Genomic DNA, 21051 nt, shown 5'->3' with positions numbered 1-21051 from the left:
GGGGCTTTTTTATCAAACGTCCAGATTGGCGACGCTCAGCGCGTTTTCCTGGATGAACTCGCGGCGCGGTTCCACCTCGTCGCCCATGAGGCGCGAGAACAGGGAATCCGCGTCAGTTGCATCCGTCACCTTGACCTGCAGCAGCGAACGCACATTCGGATCGAGCGTGGTTTCCCAAAGCTGTTCGGCGTTCATTTCGCCCAGGCCTTTGTAGCGCTGCAAGGTCAGGCCCTTGCGGCCAGTCGCGAAGATTGCATCGAGCAGGCCCATCGGACCGGAAAGCGTCTCCACCTTGTCCTTGCGGCGCAGCACCGGCGGTTCAGCAAAGACTTCCGACAGGCGTGCCGCCACGCGGTCGATCTGGCGGGCATCGGCAGAGCCGAGCAGCGCCATGTCGAGAAATGCAATATCCTTCACGCCACGTACCATGCGCTCGAAACGATAGCCGCCGTCTTCCGTCACATGGGCCGTCCAGCCACGCTCGGTTTCTTCCGAGATCATGTCGAGACGCTTTGCAACAGTATCGGCGGAAGCTTGCGCGGTTGCATTGTCTTTCGAGGCATCCGGGTTAAGCAGCCCGGCAATGGCAGCCTGTTCCACCACGCGGCGATCATAGCGTGTATGAAGACCGGCCAGAAGCTGGCGCATGGTGCGTGCATCTTCCACCACCGAACGCAGGTCCGGCCCGGCGCGAACTTCGCCGCTTGCCATTTCCAGCGTCGCTTCTTCAAGACCTGTCTCGATGAGGAAGTCCTCGAAAGCAGCCTCATTCTTGATATATTGCGAGGACTTGCCGCGCGACACCTTATAGAGCGGCGGCTGCGCAATATAGATATGGCCGCGCTCGATCAGTTCCGGCATCTGGCGGAAGAAGAAGGTCAGCAGCAATGTGCGAATGTGCGCGCCGTCGACGTCCGCGTCGGTCATGATGATGATCTTGTGATAGCGCAGCTTGTCCGGATTGAAGCCGTGCGTCTCATCCTTGCCGATCGACGTGCCAAGCGCGGTGATCAGCGTGCCGACCTGATCGGACGAGATCATGCGGTCGAAACGCACGCGTTCAACATTGAGGATCTTGCCGCGCAGCGGCAGGATGGCCTGGTTCTGGCGCGAACGGCCGCTCTTGGCGGAGCCGCCTGCGGAGTCACCCTCGACGATGAAGATTTCGGACTTGGCTGGGTCGCGTTCCTGACAATCGGCAAGCTTGCCGGGCAGGGACGTCACGCTCAGATTGCTCTTGCGCGTGATATCGCGGGCCTTGCGGGCTGCTTCACGGGCTGCGGCTGCCTGAATGACCTTCTCGACCACGGCCTTGCCGCCTGCCGGATGTTCTTCCAGCCATGTCGAAAGCGCCTCGTTGACGAGGCTTTCCACCACGGGACGCACTTCCGAGGAAACCAGCTTGTCCTTGGTCTGCGACGAGAATTTCGGATCGGGAACCTTGACCGAAAGAACGGCGGTCAGGCCTTCACGGCAGTCATCGCCGGTGAGCGTCACCTTTTCCTTCTTGGTCATGCCCGAAGCATCGGCATAGCCCGTCACCTGACGTGTCAGCGCGCCACGGAAACCGGCCAGATGCGTGCCGCCGTCGCGCTGCGGGATGTTGTTGGTGAAGCACAGCACCTTTTCGTGGTAGGAATCGTTCCACCACATGGCGACTTCCACCGTCATGCCGTCTTTTTCATTGCGGATATAGATCGGCTCTTCCAGAAGCGACTTCTTGCTCTGGTCGATATATTTCACGAATTCGATCAGGCCGCCGTCATAGTGCAGCTCATGCTCCTTGACGTCGGCATGGCGGCGGTCGGCAAGCTTGATGCGAACGCCGGAATTGAGGAAGGCAAGCTCACGCAGACGGCGCTCCAGCGTATCGAAATCGAACTCGACCATGGAGAAGGTCTCAGGCGAAGGCAGGAAGCTCACTTCCGTCCCGGTTTCATCGCCTGCATCGCCGGTCACCACGAGCGGAGCATCGGCAACGCCATGGGTGAAGCTCATTTCATGAATCTTGCCAGCGCGGCGGATCTTCAGCCTTAGCCAGATCGACAGCGCATTCACCACCGACACGCCGACGCCGTGCAGACCGCCGGAAACCTTGTAGGAATTCTGGTCGAACTTGCCGCCAGCGTGGAGCTGGGTCATGATGACTTCGGCAGCCGAAACGCCTTCTTCCTTATGGATATCGGTCGGAATACCGCGACCATTGTCGGTCACGGTGCAGGACCCGTCCGGGTTGAGGGTGACGGTGACAAGCGTGGCATGTCCTGCCAGCGCTTCATCGATCGCATTGTCCACGACCTCGTAGACCATATGATGCAGGCCGGAGCCGTCATCCGTGTCACCGATATACATGCCGGGCCGCTTGCGAACGGCGTCCAGACCTTTCAGAACACGAATGGAATCCGCGCCATATTCGGCGGGGGCTTCGGAATTCATCTCGGGCATCTCGCTCATGAAAATCTTTCGAAAAACGCGCTGCGAATGCAGCTTCAAAGATATGTCGAATCACGCGACAAACATGGCTTTAATATAGGTGCTAACGACCATTTTTCCAAATTTTGGCGGTAAATTTGCCGGGGATTCCGGCAGTCTGTCCATATCAGGGTGATCCCGGCGCCATGCGGCTTCTGGAACCGCCACAATTGACGCTTATATCCGGTTTGGCGGGGGCGTTCGTGACCTGTTTGGAGCATGATCCAATCAGATTGAAACGCGCTCTGTGACGAAAGGAACGCTTGATGGAAACTGCGAACGTCATGAGCGAAAGACCGGGTCCATTCGTGCCGCCTGCACCGCGACCGCGCGAAAAGCCGGTGGGGCGTTTCGAGATGATGCGGGTCGTCTACAGGAACCCGCTCGAGCTTTGGGGCGAGCCTTCCTATAACGAGCGCTGGATTTCCGTCAGCTGGTTCGGCATGAAAACCATCATCGCCAACGATCCGGGGCTGATCCGCCATGTGCTGGTCGACAATGCCGCCAATTATCCGATGTCCGCCATTCGCCAGCGCGTGTTGCGTCCGCTATTGCGTGACGGTCTGCTGACGGCTGAGGGGCAGGTGTGGAAGCGGTCGCGAAAGGCCATGGCTCCGGTTTTCACGCCGCGTCATATCGGCGGTTTTGCCGAGACCATGCGCGACCGGTCGCTTCGCTTCACCGAGCGATACAAGACGCCCGGCACGATTACCGATGTCGCCCATGACATGACGCTCCTGACCTACGATATTCTCGCCGAAACTTTGTTTTCGGGCGAGATCGCGGGCGATCCAAACGATTTTGCCCATCAGATTGACAGGCTGTTCGAAACGATGGGGCGGGTCGATCCGTTCGATCTTCTGGGGCTGCCTGACTGGCTTCCGCGCTTCACGCGCTTGCGTGGACAGCAATCGCTGGGTTTCTTCCGCGAGCTGGTTTCAAACACCATAGCGCTCCGCAAAGCCCGCATGGACAGGGGCGAAGACGTGCCGAGCGACTTCCTTACCCTGCTTTTGCGCGCCGAAGGGCCGGACGGCCTGAGCCGCTCCGAGATCGAGGACAACATCATCACCTTCATCGGCGCAGGGCATGAGACAACCGCCCGCGCTCTTGGCTGGACGCTCTATCTGCTCGCCAAGGCGCCGCGCGAGCGCGAACGTATTGAAACAGAAATCGACAGCTTTTTTGCACGGGGCGGACGCGATCTGCCGCCGCAGGACTGGCTGGCGTCGCTATCTTTCACGCGGGCGGCCTTCGAGGAGGCGATGCGGCTTTATCCGCCAGCACCGTCGATCAATCGCGAGGCTGCCACCGACGATACATATGACGATCTGAAAATCCCCAAGGGCGCTACCGTGCTGGTCATGCCGTGGGTCATTCATCGCCATAGGCTCTACTGGGATCAGCCGGATGCTTTCGTGCCGGAACGCTTCTGGCCCGAAAACCGGGACAAGCTCGACCGCTTTCAATATCTGCCCTTCGGTGCGGGACCGCGCGTCTGCATAGGCGCAAGCTTTGCCTTGCAGGAGGCGGTCATTGCGCTGGCAACCTTGCTGGATGGCCACCGTTTCGAGGCCCTCGAAACAACGAATCCCTGGCCCGTGCAGAAACTTACCACCCAGCCGAAAGGCGGTCTGCCGATGAAGGTTCTGAAGCGTTGATCAGCGCTTCAGACGCTCCGCATGCCAGCGCAGATGATCGCCCATGAAGGTCGAAATGAAGAAATAGGAATGGTCATAGCCGTCGCGCATATTGAGCGTGAGCGGAATGCCGGCCTTCTTGCATGCCTCTTCCAGCAGCCAGGGCCGGAGACCATCATCGAGAAAACCGTCGGCGGTGCCCTGATCCACCAGAAACTCCGGGAACCGGTAGCCGTCCTCGATCAGAAGGGTAGCATCATAGGCACGCCATGCCCGCTCTTCCGGTCCGAGGTATTTTTCGAGAGCCGGTCTGGACCATCCCGCCGTTGATGGCTGAACGATGGGAGCGAAAGCCGAGGCTGACTTGAAGCGGTCCGGGTTTTTGAGCGCTATCGTCAGCGCGCCGTGCCCGCCCATGGAATGGCCGGTTATAGCCTGACGCGACATGTCGAGCGGAAAGTTTTCCGCCACCAGATCGGTCAGCTCTTCCGTGATGTAGCTATACATCCGATAGTTCCTGGCAAAGGGTTCCTGCGTCGCATCGACATAGAACCCGGCACCCTTGCCGAACTGCCAGTTGTCCGGTTCATCAGGAATGTCGTCCCCGCGTGGGCTGGTATCGGGGCAAATGACGGCAATTCCCAATTCTGCAGCCATTTGCCGATACTCGCCCTTGTCCATCACGTTCTGATGCGTGCAGGTGAGACCGGAGAGATACCACAATACAGGGACCGGACCGTTCGCGGTCTGTGGCGGCAGGAAGACGGCAAAGGTCATGTCGCACTGGTTTGTCGCGCTCTTGTGGCGATAAACGCCTTGCGTTCCATCAAAACATTTTGCAGTCGAAATGGTTTCCATCAAGAAATTCCCGGTTTGATTCAGCTTCCGAGCGCCACCGCGACATTGACGGAAGCGGCGACCAGCACGGTGTTGAAGAAGAAGGACACGATGCTATGCAGCAGCGTGATCTTGCGCATGGCAGGCGTCGTGATGCTGGTGTCGGACGTCTGCGCCGTCATGCCGATGACATAGGCAAAATAGGCGAAATCCCATCCGGAAGGTTCCGGTGTGCCGGGAAACTCGAAGCCGCCGCGGTGGCGGCTGGCATGGCTGCTGTCGTTGCCAGCAGGTTGGCCCGGTTGCCAATAGACATGGGCATAATGCAGCGCCGTCATCATGTGAATGGTGAACCAGCCAAGCGGCACCGATGCCAGCGTCACCACCAGGGCAAAGGCATCGGCCTGCGGTTGCCGGTTGATGAGGATGAACAGGGAAGCCACCGCCACCAGGACGGTGGCGAAGGTCACAAGGAAGATAATCCAGACCGGCTCATCGGCGCTGGCAGCGTGCTTCTTCAAATGCGCAGCCGTAAGCTTTGGCAGCGCAAAGAGCGTCAGCGCGAGATAGAACACGAAGAAGCAGTTGGCTCCGATGACGGGTGCGAGTTCCCGGTCAACCAGCCAGGCAATGATATATGCTGCCACGCCGCCAAAGGCGCCAAGATAGAAGGACATATGGCGGCGCAGCAAAAACATCAGGCAACCGTTTCCTTTGGTTCCAATCGCATGTCGACATGCGGAATGCCGTCCTCAAGATACTCGTCAGAAATCGCCATGAAGCCAAACAAGCCATAGAATTTCTGCAGATGGCTTTGTCCGCCGAGTTCGATCGCCATGCCCGGAAAACGCGCCTGAGCAAATTCGATGGCCTCTTTCATCAGCCGCTGGCCGAGCTTGTAGCCGCGATAATCCGGCGCCACGACGACACGTCCGATCTTGACCGGCTTTCCACCCTGTTCCGGTGGAAGAACTCGCAGGCTCGCTGCAAGTTCCTCACCATCGAGAATGCGCAGGTGAAACGCCTCGAAATCCTTGCCGTCGATCTCCGGATAAGGACATTTCTGTTCGACAACGAAGACGTCCACGCGCAGTTTCAGCATCGCATAAAGTGCGCGCGGGGTCAGGGCGTCAATTTCATCCCACTGGGAAACGAGAAGCTTTTCAGCCATCAGTAAACAATCACCGAACGGATGGACTTGCCTTCATGCATGAGGTCGAAGGCAGTGTTGATTTCATCAAGCGGCATGGTGTGGGTGATAAGATCATCGATATTGATCTTGCCTTCCATGTACCAGTCCACGATCTTCGGCACGTCGGTGCGACCGCGCGCGCCACCAAAGGCGGTGCCTTTCCAGACGCGTCCTGTAACCAGCTGGAACGGACGCGTGGCGATTTCCTTGCCCGCTTCCGCAACGCCAATGATGATTGATTCACCCCAGCCGCGGTGGCAGCATTCCAGCGCCTGCCGCATGACATCGGTATTGCCGGTGGCATCGAAGGAATAGTCCGCGCCGCCGTCGGTCAGATCCTGAATGGCCTGCACCACCTTGTCATTGCCGATCTCGCGCGGGTTGATGAAGTCGGTCATGCCGAACTTTTTCGCCATTTCGACCTTGGCTGGATTGATGTCCACGCCGATGATCTTGTCCGCGCCCACCATGCGGGCACCCTGAATGACATTGAGGCCGATGCCGCCGAGACCGAACACCACGACATTGGAGCCCGGACGAACCTTTGCGGTATAGATCACCGCGCCGATGCCGGTGGTGACGCCACAGCCGATATAGCAGATCTTGTCGAAAGGGGCGTCTTCGCGCACTTTCGCCACCGCGATTTCCGGCAGAACCGTGAAGTTGGAGAAGGTCGAGCAGCCCATATAGTGGAAGACTTCGCCGCCATCGCAGGAAAAGCGCGTGGTGCGGTCGGGCATCAGGCCCTGGCCTTGCGTGGCGCGGATCGAGGTGCACAGGTTCGAGCGCTGCGACAGGCAGGTTTTGCACTGGCGGCATTCCGGCGTGTAGAGCGGAATGACATGGTCGCCCGGCTTGACGGAGGTCACGCCTGCGCCCACTTCGCGCACGATGCCGGCCCCTTCATGGCCGAGGATGGCCGGGAACTTGCCTTCGGAATCGAGGCCCGACAGCGTATAGGCATCGGTATGGCAAACGCCCGTCGCCATGATTTCGACCAGCACTTCGCCAGCCTTCGGGCCGCCGATCTCGACGGTTTCGATGGTGAGCGGCTTTTTTGCCTCCCAGGCAACGGCTGCGCGTGACTTCATGGCGATGTTTTCCTTCCAGTTGTGTGTTGCACGCCTATTTCAGATAGGTGCGCAAAATCCGCATGATTTCGTCAATTTGCGTATCGGAGTCCGCCTTGGCTTCCTGACCGCCTCCGGTTTCCTGTGCAAACGTCTCGCGAAAATGACTTTCCAGCACTTCCGCCATCAGCCCGTTCGCCGCGCCTCGCAACGCCGCGATCTGCTGCAGCAGTGCCGCGCATTCCGTGCCAGCCTCCACCGCGCGCTCCAGCGCTTCGGCCTGACCGCGAATGCGGCGCAGGCGCGTCAGGGCGCGCTTCTTGTCTTCCGGCGAATGTGGCATGGAATCTCCCGATTTCAATGAAATCTATATACTCCGGGGGAGTACGTCAATCGCCGAACATCAGCCGCAGGTGCAGAAGTGGATAGGCGCGTCCCTGGTCGTCTGTTTCCGAACGTCCGGTTTCGACAAATCCCATATGCCGGTAAAAGCCGACGCCTTGCAGGTTCTGCTCGTTCACATCGACGGTCAGAGGACTGCCGGCAGCTTTTGCATGGGCTATCATCAGCTTGCCGATGCCTTTGCCGCGCTGGTCGGGGGCGATGAACAGGCTGTCGATATGATGATCGCTCATGCCCATGAAGCCGACCGGCTTGCCAGCGTCTTCAATAAGCCAGACCTCGACATTGGGCAGATATTGCTCGGCCACCAGCTTTTCGATTTCCAGAAAATCGTCGCGGCTGAGGAAGTCATGCGTGGCGAGAACGCTGGCGCGCCAGATTTCGGTCAGAGCGGGCGCATCTGCCTTGCTCGATTTTCGAATATGGATCATGTGGGTTTCCTGTGTGATAAGCACCAAAGCGAAGGCCTTATCTGACGGAAACTACTTTGACGAGCCTGCCTGATCTTCCTGTGACACGAATTTTGCCTCAGCTGGACGAGGCATTGGCGCATCATGCAAGCGCAGTCCTCGTCGCGCCGCCCGGTGCAGGCAAGACGACACTGGTGCCTATACACATGCTGGATGCCGCTTGGCGCGAGGACGGCATGATCGTGCTGCTTGAGCCACGCCGTCTGGCGGCACGCGCTGCCGCCCGCCGCATGGCGCAGCTTCTGGGCGAGGAGCCGGGCGAAACCGTCGGCTACCGGATGCGCCTAGAAAGCAAGGTATCGGGCAAAACCAAAATCCTTGTCGTCACGGAGGGCGTTTTTGCGCGCATGATCCTTGATGATCCAGATTTGAAGGGCGTTGCCGCAGTTCTGTTTGATGAGTTTCACGAACGCAGTCTCGATGCGGATTTTGGTCTGGCGCTGGCGCTTGATGTACAGGCTGCATTGCGCGACGATCTCAAGATTCTTGTCATGTCGGCAACGCTTGATGGCGCGCGTGTGGCATCGCTTCTCGGTGACGCGCCGGTGATCGAGAGCGAGGGACGCGCTTTTCCTGTCGATATCCGCTATCGCGACCGCAAGGCCGATGAACGGATCGAAGATGCAATGGCGCGGGCGATCCGCGACGCACTGGCGGACGAAACGGGCAGCATTCTGGCTTTCCTGCCAGGGCAGGGCGAGATTGAACGCACAGCGCGGCTTCTGGAAGGCCGTCTGCCGCCCGATGTGCTGCTCGCCCCGCTTTATGGCGCAATGGAAGGCCGCGATCAGGATGCGGCGATCAAGCCCGCACCGGCTGGGTATCGCAAGGTTGTTCTGGCGACCTCGATTGCCGAAACCTCCATCACGATAGACGGCGTGCGCGTGGTCATCGATAGCGGCCTTGCCCGCCTGCCGAAATATGAACCCGCTACAGGCCTGACCCGCCTCGAAACCGTGCGTACTTCGCGCGCGAGTGCCGATCAGCGCGCGGGCCGTGCCGGTCGTACAGAGCCGGGCATTGCTATCCGCCTCTGGCATCAGGGGCAAACGGCATCGCTTCCCGCTTTCTCGCCCCCCGAAATTCTGGAAGCCGATCTTTCCGGCCTTGTGCTTGATGCGGCTGCCTGGGGCGTGACTGATCCAGCAACCTTGTCGCTGCTCGACAAGCCGCCATTGCCTGCGCTCAAAGAGGCCAAGGCACTGCTTCGCCGACTTGGTGCGCTTGATGATGCCGGACGCTTGACCGCAGATGGTGAGGCTATGCGCTCACTCGCCCTGCCTGCACGCCTTGCGCATATGGTGGCGGAAGCGGGTAAACGCGGCGAGGCGCTGCGGGCGGCAGAGCTTGCTGTTCTTTTGACCGAGCGCGGCCTTGGCGGCAATGAAACCGACCTCGATACGCGCATGGCGCGGTTCCGCAATGATCGTTCTGATCGCGCCCAGCGTGCCAAAGGCTTGGCGAAACGGTTGGCTGCAAATGTGTCCAACAAAGGCGAACCAGCCGGTTCAAGCGTTGGCCGCATGCTCATTGACGCCTATCCAGACCGTGTCGCCAAAGCGCGTGGGGCAACGGGACAATTCCTGCTCGCCAATGGACGCGGAGGCGAGGTCGATCCTGCCATCAGTTTGAGCCGCGCATCGTGGCTGGTGGTTGCCGATATGACGGGCAAGGCAGGACGGGCGCGTGTTCTTTCTGCTGCGGAAGTCAGCGAAACAGAAATCCGCGCTGCCTTGGGCGGCAAAATCGAGAGTGGACGACAAGTTGTCTACGATCCGGAAAAGAATGCCTTGCGGGCGCGCGAAGCCGTGCGCATTGGCGCTATCGCTCTCTCTGAAAAGCCGCTCGCCGCTCCTTCCGGAAGCGCTGCCGACGAAGGTGTGATTGCCGCCGTGCGTGAACATGGGCTTTCCATCCTGCCGTGGAGCAAGGAGGCGGACACCCTGCGCCGACGGCTTGGCTGGCTTCATCGCGGTCTGGGCGACCCGTGGCCGTCGATGGCTGACGAAACGCTTATGGAAAGGCTTGAAGACTGGCTGTTGCCCTTCCTGACGGGGGAAGCCCAACTCGACCGCATTCCAGCGCATGCGCTGAAAAACGGTCTGATAAGCCTCGTACCCTTCGACCTCCAGCGCAGTGTCGACCAGCTTGCGCCGACACATTTCGAAGTGCCCACCGGATCGAATATTCCGATCCGATACGATGCCGACGAGCCGGTGATCGCGGTGCGCGTGCAGGAACTGTTCGGCCTTGGCGCGCATCCTTCCATCGCCAATGGCAAGGTGCCGCTTTTGCTGGAGCTTCTCTCTCCGGCTCACCGTCCCATCCAGATAACTCGCGATCTTCCGGGCTTCTGGAAAGGCTCCTGGGCCGATGTGCGTTCCGATATGCGTGGCCGTTATCCGAAACATGTCTGGCCGGAAGACCCGGCCAATGCGCAAGCAACGCGCCGCGCCAAGCCGCGTGGTACCTAGGTGTTTGATCCCAGCATGTCATGTCTTGGTTTTCGTTTGAAGATTTCGGACTTTGTGTTGCTGGGTTGCAGGATGGCCTCGCACCATTTCCATCAAATTAGTAGGTCCTGACCCTATTCCCGCCCTGCGACCGGATAACGCAGTTTCGCTTGCTTTCTGGTCCGGGCTTGCCTCATAAGGGCCTGACGAGGGACCTCATGCACGCAGAATTCGAGAATCGCGCTTCCAATCTTTCGCGCCGCCCGCGCCTGACCACGTTGATACGGGTGCGCTGGCTGGCCATTGCCGGACAGACGGCGGCGGTCATGTTCGTGGCGCTCTATCTGCAATTCCCTTTTGCCGTCGGCATCTGTTTTGCGCTGATCGCCTGTTCGGCCTGGCTCAATCTCTATCTGGCTTTTCGCTTTCCGACCAACCACCGGCTAAATCCTGCCGCCGCAAGTCTGGTGCTGGCTTTCGACATTCTGCAACTGGCAGGGCTTCTCTATCTGACCGGCGGGCTGCAAAACCCGTTCATCGTCTTGATGATCGTGCCCGTCATCATCTCGGCGACGTCGCTTTCGGCGCGACATACACTGGTGCTTGCCCTGCTGGTGGTTGCTTGTACTTCCGTGCTAACCATCCGGCACGAGCCGCTGCCCTGGTATCCGGGCGAAACACTGGACCTGCCGTTCCTGTTCGTGATCGGCATCTGGTGCGCCATCATTTCGGCGCTCGGCTTCACCGGCGTGTACGCCTATCGCATCGCCGAGGAAGCGCGGCAGCTTGGTGACGCATTGAGTGCGGCCGAACTTATTCTCCAGCGCGAACAGCATTTGTCGGCGCTGGACGGGCTTGCTGCGGCCGCAGCGCATGAACTGGGCACGCCACTGGCGACGATTGCGCTGGTGGTGAAGGAAATGCAGCGCGCCCGCACCACCGATCCGGGCCTTGCCGAAGACATTGCCCTGCTTCACTCCCAGACCCAGCGCTGCCGTGAAATTCTTCAGCGGCTGACCAGCCTATCGTCCGAAGGCGAAGAACATATGTCGCGCCTGCCGCTTTCCTCGTTGATCGAAGAAGTGATCGCGCCGCACCGCAACTTCGGCATCACCATCGACGTGCAAAAAACGGAAGGTCCGAAACCGGAACCCGTCACCCGGCGCAATCCGGGCCTGCTTTATGGGCTCGGTAATCTGGTGGAAAATGCTGTCGATTTTGCCCGCGACACGGTCAATGTCACCTGGGGCTGGACCGAAGGTCATGTGAGTGTGACTATTCAGGACGATGGCGACGGTTTCAAACCGGAAATCCTCGACCGCATCGGCGAGCCCTATATGACGAGCCGCGACAATACCCGAAATGGCGGCGGCCTCGGCCTTGGCCTGTTCATCGCCAAAACCTTGCTGGAGCGCTCGGGCGCGCATATCACCTTCCGCAATCGCAACAATCCGGGGCAGGGCGCGGAGGTAAAGGTGGTCTGGCCGCGTTCCGCATTTACGTCCGCCTGAAGCGGGCTTGCGGCGCCAACGCTATTTTCCCATCAAATCTTCGTGGTCATTTTTTAAAAAGCGATGCAAATACAATTGGTTACAATGTTCTTACAAATGGCCTGATGTTGAAATTGCTTCAACAATTCAGTGGCTATTTGACTTTTTGACGCAGGGGTATCAATAAGGAAAGAAAAATACAGGCAGGAAGCACCCGATGGACGACTTGAAGCAGGAAGACACCGAAGCCATAGGCAACGATCCGACCCTCCTTCTGGTTGATGACGACAAGCCCTTCTTGCAGCGCCTTGCCCGCGCCATGGAGAGCCGGGGTTTTCAGGTCACGACTGCGGAATCGGTTGAAGAAGGCATTGCCGCCGCCAAGGTGGCCGCGCCGGCCTATGCAGTCGTGGATATGCGGCTCGGCGATGGCAACGGTCTCGACGTCATCGAGGCTATTCGTTCGCGCCGTGCCGATACACGCGCCATCGTCCTCACCGGATACGGCAATATCGCTACCGCTGTGAATGCCGTTAAGCTGGGCGCCATCGACTATCTGTCGAAGCCCGCCGATGCGGATGAAGTCTTTGCGGCATTGACCCGCCGTCCGGGTGAAAAGGTTGCGCCGCCGGAAAATCCGATGTCTGCCGACCGGGTACGCTGGGAACATATCCAGCGCGTCTACGAAATGTGCGAACGCAACGTTTCCGAGACCGCACGCCGGCTCAACATGCATCGCCGCACATTGCAGCGCATTCTGGCAAAGCGCGCCCCGCGCTAAATCAGGTCAGTTCATTTCGGTCTCGGGCATATCGAGACCGGCAAGTTCGGCAATTGTCAGGCGCGCGGCGCCTGCGCGTGCAAAGCGCAACATCAGTGCTTTTCGGGTAGCGCCGGGCAATTTATGTTCCGGCGCATCGCGCAGAATTTCCGCTCCATATCCGTCCGACAGGATGAAGCCGCATTCTTGCGGAAATATTTCGCTCGGCACCGCCGGATGGGTGGCGAAGAACAGCCGGTCGCAATAAGCGCGATATTCAGGCCACTTGCGGTCCGCCTTCCAGTCCTCGATCGACGACTTGATTTCCACAATCCAGATTTCACCCTTGCGGCTGACCGCGATCAGGTCGGCGCGCCTGCCGGACGCCAGCGAAAGCTCGGGCAATGTCGCAAGCCCCATTTCCAGAAAAAGACGCTGCACGCCGCGCCGAACCAGCATGGCGTTCTCCGACTGCCGACCGTCGGAAAGTGGATGGGACTGATTGGGAATCACAATGGGCATGGGCGCATTTTGTGCCGGGGTTTCCATCGAAACAATCGGAAATAAGGGATTGCCTGCACGAAGGCCGGACCAGCATGGCAAAACATGGCCAAAAAATGTCAATTTCAAGGAATTTTCAATTTACGGTTAACGCACGGTTAACAATACTGCCTCATCTTCAGCAGGAACTGAGCGATTCGCTTCTATCTCCGACCGATCGCGGTCCCATTGACGGAATGAACCAATCTGGGGGAATGCATGAATTCTCGCGTCTTCAACTTGACGACTGCTCTTTTTCTGGCAGGTGCATTGGCAGGCTGCTCGACCGTAGGCGGCACTTTCTATACCGCTTCCTATTCTTCTGTCACTGACGCTGGCTATGTCGTCCCGGCCATCCCAAACGAAAAGATACCGGCGCAATATCGCCGTCAGATCGTTAAATATCCGACGGATGAAAAGCCGGGCACCATCATCGTCGATACGCGGGAAAGGTTCCTTTATTTCGTCATGCCGGAAGGCAAGGCCATGCGTTACGGCATTGGTGTGGGTCGAGAAGGTTTCGGCTGGTCCGGTACGGCGCGCGTCGCCATGAAGCGGGAATGGCCGACCTGGACGCCACCTTCGGCCATGATCAAGCGCCAGCCGGAGCTGGCAAAATACCGCAATGGCATGGACCCGGGCTTGCGCAATCCGCTCGGCGCGCGCGCCTTGTATCTCTTCAACAAAGGTGGTGACACAGGCTATCGTCTGCACGGCACGCCGGAATGGTGGTCCATCGGCAAGGCAATGTCTTCCGGCTGCATCCGCCTCATGAACCAGGACATCATGGATCTTTATGATCGCACCGAACAGGGCGCCAAGGTGATCGTGAAGCAATAAAAGATACGAAAAAGGCCGCTTCGAGCGGCCTTTTCCATGACTATCAAATAGAAATCAGATTTGTTCGACCTGCTGCACTTCCGGCACGAAATGGCGCAGAAGATTCTGGATACCGTGCTTCAGCGTTGCCGTCGATGATGGGCAGCCGGAGCACGCGCCCTTCATGTTCAGGAATACGGTGCCATTTTCAAAACCACGGAACGTGATATCGCCCCCATCCTGCGCCACTGCCGGGCGAACACGGGTTTCGATCAGTTCCTTGATGATTTCGACGGTTTCGGCGTCGGCTTCATCGAAAAATTCTTCTTCGCCATGGGCGGCGGCATCGGCATTGCTGTTGCCGGCCATTGCAGGCGCGCCGGACATGAAATGTTCCATGATCGTGCCAAGGATAGCAGGCTTCAGATGCTGCCATTCGCCATCGTCCTTGGTGACGGTGATGAAGTCGTAACCGAAGAAAACACCTGTTACGCCCGGAACCGAAAAGAGCTTGGCCGCAAGCGGCGAGGTGTTGCCAGCGGTGGAGGCATCGCGGAAATCGGCGGTGCCTTCCGGCATGACCACCTTGCCGGGAAGAAACTTCAGGGTCGCCGGGTTGGGCGTGGTTTCAGTCTGGATGAACATGCCGGTTGTCCCGCTTTCAGATTTTGGAACGATTTTCGTAAGCACAGATCCGCATGGACGCAAGCGCTGTCCCGATCTCGCGCGTATCAGTTGTCATCAATATAGGGTGATTACGTCACCGCATCAATGTCGTCGTCGCTCATACCCGCCGGAATGACCGTCACCGGGATCGGGAACTGCGCCCGACCGGCCAGCGATTGCACGAGGGGGCCGGGGCCTTCCTTGCCTGAACCGGCCGCCAGAACAAGAATGGCGATGTCCTGATCTTCCTCGATGAGGCAAATGAGTTCTTCGGCGGTTTCGCCTTCGCGGATGCTGATTTCAGGCTCGATCCCGTGATCGGCACGCACGGTCGCAGCAAATTTTTCGAGCGCTGCCCGCGCCCGATCCTGTGCTTCCGAGCGCATGATTTCGCCCACGCCCAGAATTTGCTGGAAATCCGAATCATCGATCACGAAAAGCAGGATGAGCGAGCCGCCCGTGTTTTTTGCACGGCGCGCCGCATAGGCAACGGCGCGCCCGCATTCGGGCGTTTCGTCGATGACAGCAAGAAACTTGCGGCGGTGACCGGCTTCCCGGCTAAGTCGTTTTGATACCATGGCCGCAATTTGCCATCGGGATTGATCGTCTGCAAGCTGGCATTTGGCAGGGCGCGATGATCGAAACGCGCCCTGCTGATCAATAAATTCAGTTCTGCAACCAGCCGACGATGTCGCGGACATGGCGCATGGTCTGTTCGGCGATCACGCCAGCCCGCTCGCCGCCATCGCGCAGAACGCTGTCGATGTAGGCCGGATCGGCGACCAGTCGGCGCATCTCATGGGTGATCGGCGAAAGCTTCGCGACCGCCAGTTCGGCAAGCGATGCCTTGAATTCGGAGAACTGGCGTCCGCCGAATTCCTTCAGCACATCTTCCTTCGACTGGGAGGAAAGGGCCGCATAGATGCCAACCAGATTATCGGCTTCCGGACGACCGGCGAGGCCATCGAGTTCCGTTGGCAGGCCGTCGGAATCGGTCTTTGCCTTGCGGATTTTCTTGGTGATGGTCTCTTCGTCATCAATCAGGTTGATGCGCGACAGGTCCGATGGATCGGATTTCGACATCTTCTTGGTGCCATCGCGCAGCGACATGATCCGCATTGCCGGGCCGGAAATAACCGGCTCGGTGAGCGGGAAGAAGCCCGATACCTGCTCGTCACCAACCTGCATATCCACACCGATGCCGAGCGAGGCGATACGGTCGGAATAGTCATTGTTGAACTTCTGGGCGATATCGCGGGTCAGTTCCAGATGCTGCTTCTGGTCCTCGCCGACCGGTACGGCGGTGGCGCGATAAAGCAGGATGTCGGCGGCCATCAGGCTCGGATAGGCAAACAGGCCGAGCGAAGCATTTTCGCGGTCCTTGCCTGCCTTGTCCTTGAACTGGGTCATGCGGCTCATCCAGCCGATACGCGCGACGCAGTTGAACACCCATGCAAGTTCCGCATGCTGCATGACGCGGCTCTGGTTGAAGACGATGCTCTTCTTCGGATCGATGCCAGCGGCGAGGAAAGCTGCGGTGACTTCGCGGGTCGACTGCATCAGTTCAGCCGGATCGGGCGAAACGGTCAGGGCGTGCATGTCCACGACGCAATAGATGCAGTCGTTGGTGTTCTGCATATCCACCCACCGCTTGATCGCCCCGAGATAATTGCCGAGGTGAAGATTTCCGGTCGGCTGGACGCCGGAGAAAACAAGCGGTTTGAACGTGCTCATGATCGTTTCCTAAAAAAGTTAGCCCCGCCGGTGGAGAGCGGGGATTTTGAATGCTGGTCTTTTCGCAGAGACGCAGCCGCCTTTCAAGCGCGAATTATTGCTCGCTTTCAGGGGCTTTCTTTGCCGCGCCGCGCTTGATGTTGCGGCGGATCATCCCCGTATTGGCCCCGCCGAGACCGAAGGCAAAACCGAAATAAACCACCATTGCGGCGACCACGATTGCGGTCACGGTTCCCGCCCGTACAACGAGCGGCGCAGCCGAGGAAAGCTCATAGGCGAAGTAGCCGATGGCAAAATGGATGCCGGCAGCCATGATCGCGGCAGCGACGAGGAGGCGCGGAATGCGGGTGAGGAGTGGAATATCCTGCCCCCAATGGCCGCGCTTCACCAGTGTCGCGAAAAGCAGCACGGCGTTGACCCAGCCCGCGACGATTTCAGCGGTGGCGATGCCGGTTGGTCCGAAATGCGGAAAAAGCGTGATGGCAAGCGAGACGTTCACCGCCACCGAAATGGCGGCAAAGATCATCGGCGTGCGGGTATCCTCGCGGGCGAAGAAGCCCGGAATGAACGCTTTTATCAGCACGAAAGCAGGAAGGCCGAGGCCATAGATCGCCAGAATATTGGAGACGACGAGCGTGGAGTCCGGGCTGAACTTGCCGCGTTCGAACAGAAGACGGACGATGGGTTCCGACATGACGAGCAGGGCCGCCGCCGCTGGCAGCGTCAGAAACAATGTGAACTCGACCGAACGGTTCTGCAGGTTAGACGCTTCTTTCATATGCCCGCCGCGCAGCGCGCGCGCCAGTTCCGGCAGCAGCACGGTCGCCACCGCGATGCCGACGACGCCGAGCGGAAGCTGATAGATGCGGTCTGCATAAACGAGCGAGGAAACCGCGCCTTCCATGCCTGAGGCGATGTTGGTGTTGATCAGCAGGTTTATCTGCGTGATGCCGCCGGTGATGGCGGCAGGAAGCGCCAGAACCAGCAACCGTTTGACATTGGAGGTGAGGCGCGGGCGACGAAAACCGATCTTGATGCCTGCATTGCGCACGGCAATCCAAACAATGGCAAGCTGAACCAGGCCCGCAGCCATGACGCCCCAGGAAAGGCCGTAGCCTACCGAAAGCGCGTCATAGCCGCGCCACCAGGCCACGGCCAGAACGCCGATCAGGATGATGTTGAGAAAAACCGGCGCAATGGCCGCGGCGAAATAGCGGTGCAGCGAATTGAGCATCCCGCCCATCATCGAAGCAAGCGACATACAGGCGAGATAAGGAAACATGATGACGGCGAGGCGCACCGTATTGTCGAATTTTACCGGATCGTCGGTGAAACCCGGAGCGATGACCGTGCGCACGATGAAGGGCATGGAAAGTTCCATCACGATGGTCAGGAACAGAAGCACGGTGAAAAGCACGCCGAACACTTCTTCGGAAAAACGGCGTGCGCCGTCCATGCCGTTCTTTTCGATTTCCTTGGCAAAAAGCGGCACGAAGGCGGAATTGAACGCGCCTTCGGCAAAGAGCCTGCGGAATGTGTTTGGGAAACGGAAGGCGGCATTGAATGCATCGGCCACTGGACCGGTGCCAAGTGCTGCCGCCATGAACATCTCGCGCGTGAAGCCGAAAATGCGGCTCATCAGCGTGCCGGACGCGACCGTGGCGAACTTTTTGACCAAACTCATTTACTGAAAAACCTATGCTGCGGCCTGCGACGAGCGGCCGTTTGTCTTGCTGCCATTTTCCGCGCCCAGCACACCAAGCAGCTTGCGCCTGATATTGCCCTGGCGGGTGGCGTTTGAAATCTTGTGGCCCACTAGGTCGGTTACGTAAAAACTGTCAATCACCTTCTCGCCAAACGTGGTGATATGGGCAGAAGCAATATCCAGTGAAAGGTCGGAAATAAGGCCGGTCAGCTCCGAAAGCAGGCCGGGTCGATCCAGTCCTTCCACCTCGATGACGGTGAACTTGTTGGAGAGCGTGTTATTGATCTCGACGCGCGGCTCCACCTTGAAAGCCTTGGCAGCCTTTTTCGGCTTGGTGCGCTTGGCCAGCACGTCGGGCAGATGCGCCTTGCCGGACAGGACATCCTCGATGACCTTGCCGACGCGTTCAGCGCGGCGGCGCTCGTCGTCGTCGGTATCGAATTCGCGGCTGATGAGAATAGTGTCCAGCGCGCGCCCGTCGCCGGTCGTGAAAATCTGCGCGTCTACGATATTGCCGCCTGCCGCGGCACAAGCGCCGGTGATGATCGACAACAGGCGCGGATGGTCGGGCGCCAGCACCGTGATTTCGGTCACGGCCTCGAATGTATGCGGCTTGGCCATGGTGGCCAGAGCCCGCTGGTTGCGGTCGGCTTCCCGAATGAAATGGGCGTGCCGGACCTGATCCTCAAGGCTGACTGTAAAGAGGTAGTTTTGATAATGCAGATCGAGATAGGCTTCGCGCTCATCCGATGGCCAGTCGGCCAGTTTTCCGGCAAGCGCCTGCCGTGCCTGCCGGTCGCGGTCGGCGCGGGACAGTTCCGAAAAGCCGCCGGTTAAAACCAGTTCGGTTTCATAGAAGAGCGTGCGCAGAAGCTGGCCCTTCCAGCCATTCCACACGCCAGGGCCGACCGCCTTGATGTCGCAGACCGTCAGGATCAGGAGAAGCTTCAACCGCTCCATGGTCTGTACCATGTCGGCAAAGTCTATGATGGTCTTGCGATCATTGAGATCACGAGACTGCGCCACCATGCTCATGGTCAGATGTTCGCGCACAAGCCATTCGACGGTTTCGGTTTCGGCGGGGGTAAGGCCGAAGCGCGGTCCAAGCCTGCGGGCGATGCGCGCACCGGCAACCGAGTGGTCCTCCGGGCGCCCCTTGGCGATGTCGTGCAGGAGCAGCGCTACATAAAGCAGGTTGCGGTCACGCTTGACGGTGGTGATGAGGTGGTTTGAAAGCGGATGTTCGTTTTCAAGCTCGCCATGCTCGATTTCCGACAGCACGGCGATGCAGCGCAGCAGATGCTCATCCACCGTATAATGGTGGTACATGTTGAATTGCATCATGGCGACGATCTTGCCGAAATCCGGAATGAATTTCCCAAGCACGCCGGATTCGTTCATGCGGCGCAAAATGAGTTCGGGATTGCGCGGCGAAGCGAGGACTTCCAGGAAAAGCCTGTTGGCTTCGGGATTTTCACGCAGATCGGCGTTGATGAGCTTCAGCGAGCGGGTGAGCTGCTGCATCGCTTCGGGATGAAATTCCAGCCCGTGCTTGTCCGCCAGATGGAAGAGACGGATGATATTGACCGGATCTTCCTTGAAAACCTCCGGCCGCGCGATGTTGATGCGGTGATTTTCCGAAACGAAATCGCCGTCTGCGGAAAGCTTGCGCTTGCGTCGCGAGAAAGTGAGGAAGATGCGGTTGAAGCCCGGAACGTGCTTGGCTTGCTGTTCCTCCAGCGCGGCACAGATGATGCGGGTGAGGTCGCCCACATCCTTCGCCACCAGAAAGTAATGCTTCATGAAGCGTTCGACATAGTTCTGGCCGGGGTGCGCCGTATAGCCAAGGCGTTCGGCGATTTCCGGCTGTATATCGAAGGAAAGGCGCTCTTCTGCCTTCAGTGTCGCAAAATGCATGTGGCAGCGCACGGCCCAGAGAAAATCCTCGGCCTTGTTGAACAGCTTCAGCTCGGCGCGTGACAGAACGCCGAGCTTGACCAGTTCTTCCTTGGTCTTGACGCGATAAAAATATTTGGTGATCCAGAACAGCGTGTGCAGGTCGCGCTGGCCGCCCTTGCCTTCCTTGACATTCGGCTCGACCAGATAACGGGTTTCGCCCGCCTTGCGGTGGCGCTGGTCGCGCTCGGCAAGCTTGGCCTGAATGAATTCGGGGCCGGTATCCTTGACGATTTCCTCATCGAAGCGGGCGACAAGCGTCTTGAAAAGGTCCTTGTTGCCGGAGAGCAAGCGTGCGTCGAGGATCGCCGTGCGGATCGTCATGTCCTCGCGCGCCAGACGGATGCACTCATCGATATTGCGTGTGGAATGGCCGACTTTCAGCCCCATGTCCCACAGCATGTAGAGCATGTATTCGACCACCTGCTCGCCCCAGGGGGTCTGCTTGTAGGGCAGCAGAAACAGGAGATCGATATCCGACCCCGGCGCCAGCCCGCCCCGCCCATAGCCGCCGACTGCGACGATAGCCATATTTTCGGCCTTCGACGGATTGACCATCGGATAGGCCTTGGTGGTGGCGAATTCGAATAGCGCCTCGATCAGCGTGTCCATGAGAAAGGAAAGGCGTTTGGCGCAGAGCGTGCCGCCGCCATCCTTCATCAGCATGCCTTCCGCATTGGCGCGCCCGCGCACCAGAGCATCCTTCAGGGCCTGAAGCACCACTTTGCGCACGGTCGGGCTGGTATAGTTTTCGTCCGTGGAATCCGCCAGTTCGTTGAGCTTGCGGCGCAGCGTTTCGGGATTGACGATCTCTTCCAGCTTAAGGTCGTGTGCGCTCATGCGGC

Annotated in this window: 18 protein-coding genes; 5 read left to right on the top strand and 13 right to left on the bottom strand. The window is 58.9% G+C overall.

The features are described from left to right. Nucleotides 1-12 precede the first annotated feature (12 nt). A complete protein-coding gene (gyrB, locus tag AC0TOF_RS15595) occupies nt 13-2454 on the bottom strand; it encodes a DNA topoisomerase (ATP-hydrolyzing) subunit B (protein WP_122003131.1) in 2442 nt (813 codons plus the stop codon). A gap of 302 nt (nt 2455-2756) precedes the next feature. On the opposite strand from gyrB, the gene AC0TOF_RS15590 reads away from it, so the two are divergent. Further along, nucleotides 2757-4133, top strand: a complete 1377-nt coding sequence (locus tag AC0TOF_RS15590; protein ID WP_473768927.1) for a cytochrome P450 — start codon at nt 2757-2759, stop codon at nt 4131-4133. Here the strand turns inward: AC0TOF_RS15590 and fghA are convergent, their stop codons facing one another. Genes fghA through AC0TOF_RS15560 form a run of 6 tightly spaced genes read right to left on the bottom strand, consistent with a single transcriptional unit; the run spans nt 4134 to nt 8044 of the window. Beyond that, nucleotides 4134-4970: an S-formylglutathione hydrolase gene (gene fghA, locus AC0TOF_RS15585; RefSeq protein ID WP_473768926.1), complete on the bottom strand. Its 837-nt coding sequence runs from the start codon at nt 4968-4970 to the stop codon at nt 4134-4136. 20 nt (nt 4971-4990) lie between these two features. Next, nucleotides 4991-5647 (bottom strand): DUF1345 domain-containing protein, encoded by a 657-nt coding sequence (locus AC0TOF_RS15580; RefSeq protein ID WP_473768925.1) that lies wholly within the window; start codon nt 5645-5647, stop codon nt 4991-4993. Further along, nucleotides 5647-6120: a GNAT family N-acetyltransferase gene (locus AC0TOF_RS15575; protein WP_473768924.1), complete on the bottom strand. Its 474-nt coding sequence runs from the start codon at nt 6118-6120 to the stop codon at nt 5647-5649. Before AC0TOF_RS15575 ends, AC0TOF_RS15580 begins: the two co-directional genes overlap by 1 nt. Further along, entirely contained in the window at nt 6120-7232 is a 1113-nt protein-coding gene (locus AC0TOF_RS15570) for an S-(hydroxymethyl)glutathione dehydrogenase/class III alcohol dehydrogenase (RefSeq protein WP_122003039.1), read from the bottom strand. The genes AC0TOF_RS15575 and AC0TOF_RS15570 overlap by 1 nt, the downstream gene beginning before the upstream one ends. A 34-nt stretch (nt 7233-7266) precedes the next feature. Beyond that, nucleotides 7267-7554, bottom strand: coding sequence for a metal/formaldehyde-sensitive transcriptional repressor (locus AC0TOF_RS15565; RefSeq protein WP_122003040.1), 288 nt, complete (start codon nt 7552-7554; stop codon nt 7267-7269). 46 nt (nt 7555-7600) lie between these two features. Continuing rightward, complete coding sequence (locus tag AC0TOF_RS15560; RefSeq protein ID WP_473768923.1) at nt 7601-8044, bottom strand: acetyltransferase; 444 nt, start codon at nt 8042-8044, stop codon at nt 7601-7603. Between the two features lie 56 nt (nt 8045-8100). Between AC0TOF_RS15560 and hrpB the strand changes: the two genes are divergently transcribed. The 3 genes from hrpB to regA all read left to right on the top strand — a co-directional run bounded on the left by hrpB (nt 8101) and on the right by regA (nt 12807). Next, nucleotides 8101-10557: an ATP-dependent helicase HrpB gene (gene hrpB / locus AC0TOF_RS15555; RefSeq protein ID WP_473768922.1), complete on the top strand. Its 2457-nt coding sequence runs from the start codon at nt 8101-8103 to the stop codon at nt 10555-10557. Between the two features lie 197 nt (nt 10558-10754). Continuing rightward, nucleotides 10755-12047, top strand: coding sequence for an ActS/PrrB/RegB family redox-sensitive histidine kinase (locus AC0TOF_RS15550; protein WP_122003043.1), 1293 nt, complete (start codon nt 10755-10757; stop codon nt 12045-12047). 196 nt (nt 12048-12243) lie between these two features. After that, a complete protein-coding gene (gene regA, locus AC0TOF_RS15545) occupies nt 12244-12807 on the top strand; it encodes a global response regulator transcription factor RegA (protein ID WP_122003044.1) in 564 nt (187 codons plus the stop codon). Between the two features lie 6 nt (nt 12808-12813). Here regA and AC0TOF_RS15540 read toward each other — a convergent pair whose 3' ends face one another. Beyond that, nucleotides 12814-13308, bottom strand: a complete 495-nt coding sequence (locus tag AC0TOF_RS15540; protein WP_473768921.1) for an MmcB family DNA repair protein — start codon at nt 13306-13308, stop codon at nt 12814-12816. A gap of 237 nt (nt 13309-13545) precedes the next feature. Here AC0TOF_RS15540 and AC0TOF_RS15535 point away from each other — a divergent pair, with 237 nt between their 5' ends. Next, nucleotides 13546-14166, top strand: coding sequence for a L,D-transpeptidase (locus AC0TOF_RS15535; protein ID WP_473768920.1), 621 nt, complete (start codon nt 13546-13548; stop codon nt 14164-14166). A gap of 54 nt (nt 14167-14220) precedes the next feature. Here the strand turns inward: AC0TOF_RS15535 and AC0TOF_RS15530 are convergent, their stop codons facing one another. From AC0TOF_RS15530 to AC0TOF_RS15510, 5 genes are all read right to left on the bottom strand, one after another. Further along, nucleotides 14221-14790, bottom strand: coding sequence for a NifU family protein (locus tag AC0TOF_RS15530; RefSeq protein WP_473768919.1), 570 nt, complete (start codon nt 14788-14790; stop codon nt 14221-14223). 110 nt (nt 14791-14900) lie between these two features. Then, entirely contained in the window at nt 14901-15389 is a 489-nt protein-coding gene (locus tag AC0TOF_RS15525; RefSeq protein ID WP_122003048.1) for a universal stress protein, read from the bottom strand. Between the two features lie 88 nt (nt 15390-15477). Then, complete coding sequence (gene trpS / locus AC0TOF_RS15520) at nt 15478-16545, bottom strand: tryptophan--tRNA ligase (protein WP_473768918.1); 1068 nt, start codon at nt 16543-16545, stop codon at nt 15478-15480. Between the two features lie 94 nt (nt 16546-16639). Next, the gene (murJ, locus tag AC0TOF_RS15515) at nt 16640-18229 is read right to left on the bottom strand and encodes a murein biosynthesis integral membrane protein MurJ (protein WP_473768917.1); all 1590 of its coding nucleotides are present in this window, start codon (nt 18227-18229) and stop codon (nt 16640-16642) included. 12 nt (nt 18230-18241) lie between these two features. Then, nucleotides 18242-21046 (bottom strand): [protein-PII] uridylyltransferase, encoded by a 2805-nt coding sequence (locus tag AC0TOF_RS15510; protein WP_473768916.1) that lies wholly within the window; start codon nt 21044-21046, stop codon nt 18242-18244. Between the last annotated feature and the right edge of the window lie 5 nt (nt 21047-21051).

The organism is Ochrobactrum sp. PL_is501, from assembly GCF_055816895.1.
Note: the sequence above shows the minus strand (reverse complement) of the source record. Positions and strands in the feature narration are given on the sequence as shown.

Bases quoted from the DNA above. Each gene is read 5' to 3' on its own strand.
- AC0TOF_RS15510 (WP_473768916.1), bottom strand. From the start codon at position 21,046: ATGAGCGCACACGACCTTAAGCTGGAAGAGATCGTCAATCCCGAAACG.
- AC0TOF_RS15550 (WP_122003043.1), top strand. From the start codon at position 10,755: ATGCACGCAGAATTCGAGAATCGCGCTTCCAATCTTTCGCGCCGCCCG.
- gyrB (WP_122003131.1), bottom strand. From the start codon at position 2,454: ATGAGCGAGATGCCCGAGATGAATTCCGAAGCCCCCGCCGAATATGGC.
- AC0TOF_RS15570 (WP_122003039.1), bottom strand. From the start codon at position 7,232: ATGAAGTCACGCGCAGCCGTTGCCTGGGAGGCAAAAAAGCCGCTCACC.
- murJ (WP_473768917.1), bottom strand. From the start codon at position 18,229: ATGAGTTTGGTCAAAAAGTTCGCCACGGTCGCGTCCGGCACGCTGATG.
- AC0TOF_RS15535 (WP_473768920.1), top strand. From the start codon at position 13,546: ATGAATTCTCGCGTCTTCAACTTGACGACTGCTCTTTTTCTGGCAGGT.
- regA (WP_122003044.1), top strand. From the start codon at position 12,244: ATGGACGACTTGAAGCAGGAAGACACCGAAGCCATAGGCAACGATCCG.
- fghA (WP_473768926.1), bottom strand. From the start codon at position 4,970: ATGGAAACCATTTCGACTGCAAAATGTTTTGATGGAACGCAAGGCGTT.
- AC0TOF_RS15540 (WP_473768921.1), bottom strand. From the start codon at position 13,308: ATGCCCATTGTGATTCCCAATCAGTCCCATCCACTTTCCGACGGTCGG.
- trpS (WP_473768918.1), bottom strand. From the start codon at position 16,545: ATGAGCACGTTCAAACCGCTTGTTTTCTCCGGCGTCCAGCCGACCGGA.
- AC0TOF_RS15525 (WP_122003048.1), bottom strand. From the start codon at position 15,389: ATGGTATCAAAACGACTTAGCCGGGAAGCCGGTCACCGCCGCAAGTTT.
- AC0TOF_RS15580 (WP_473768925.1), bottom strand. From the start codon at position 5,647: ATGTTTTTGCTGCGCCGCCATATGTCCTTCTATCTTGGCGCCTTTGGC.
- AC0TOF_RS15565 (WP_122003040.1), bottom strand. From the start codon at position 7,554: ATGCCACATTCGCCGGAAGACAAGAAGCGCGCCCTGACGCGCCTGCGC.
- AC0TOF_RS15590 (WP_473768927.1), top strand. From the start codon at position 2,757: ATGAGCGAAAGACCGGGTCCATTCGTGCCGCCTGCACCGCGACCGCGC.
- AC0TOF_RS15575 (WP_473768924.1), bottom strand. From the start codon at position 6,120: ATGGCTGAAAAGCTTCTCGTTTCCCAGTGGGATGAAATTGACGCCCTG.
- AC0TOF_RS15560 (WP_473768923.1), bottom strand. From the start codon at position 8,044: ATGATCCATATTCGAAAATCGAGCAAGGCAGATGCGCCCGCTCTGACC.
- AC0TOF_RS15530 (WP_473768919.1), bottom strand. From the start codon at position 14,790: ATGTTCATCCAGACTGAAACCACGCCCAACCCGGCGACCCTGAAGTTT.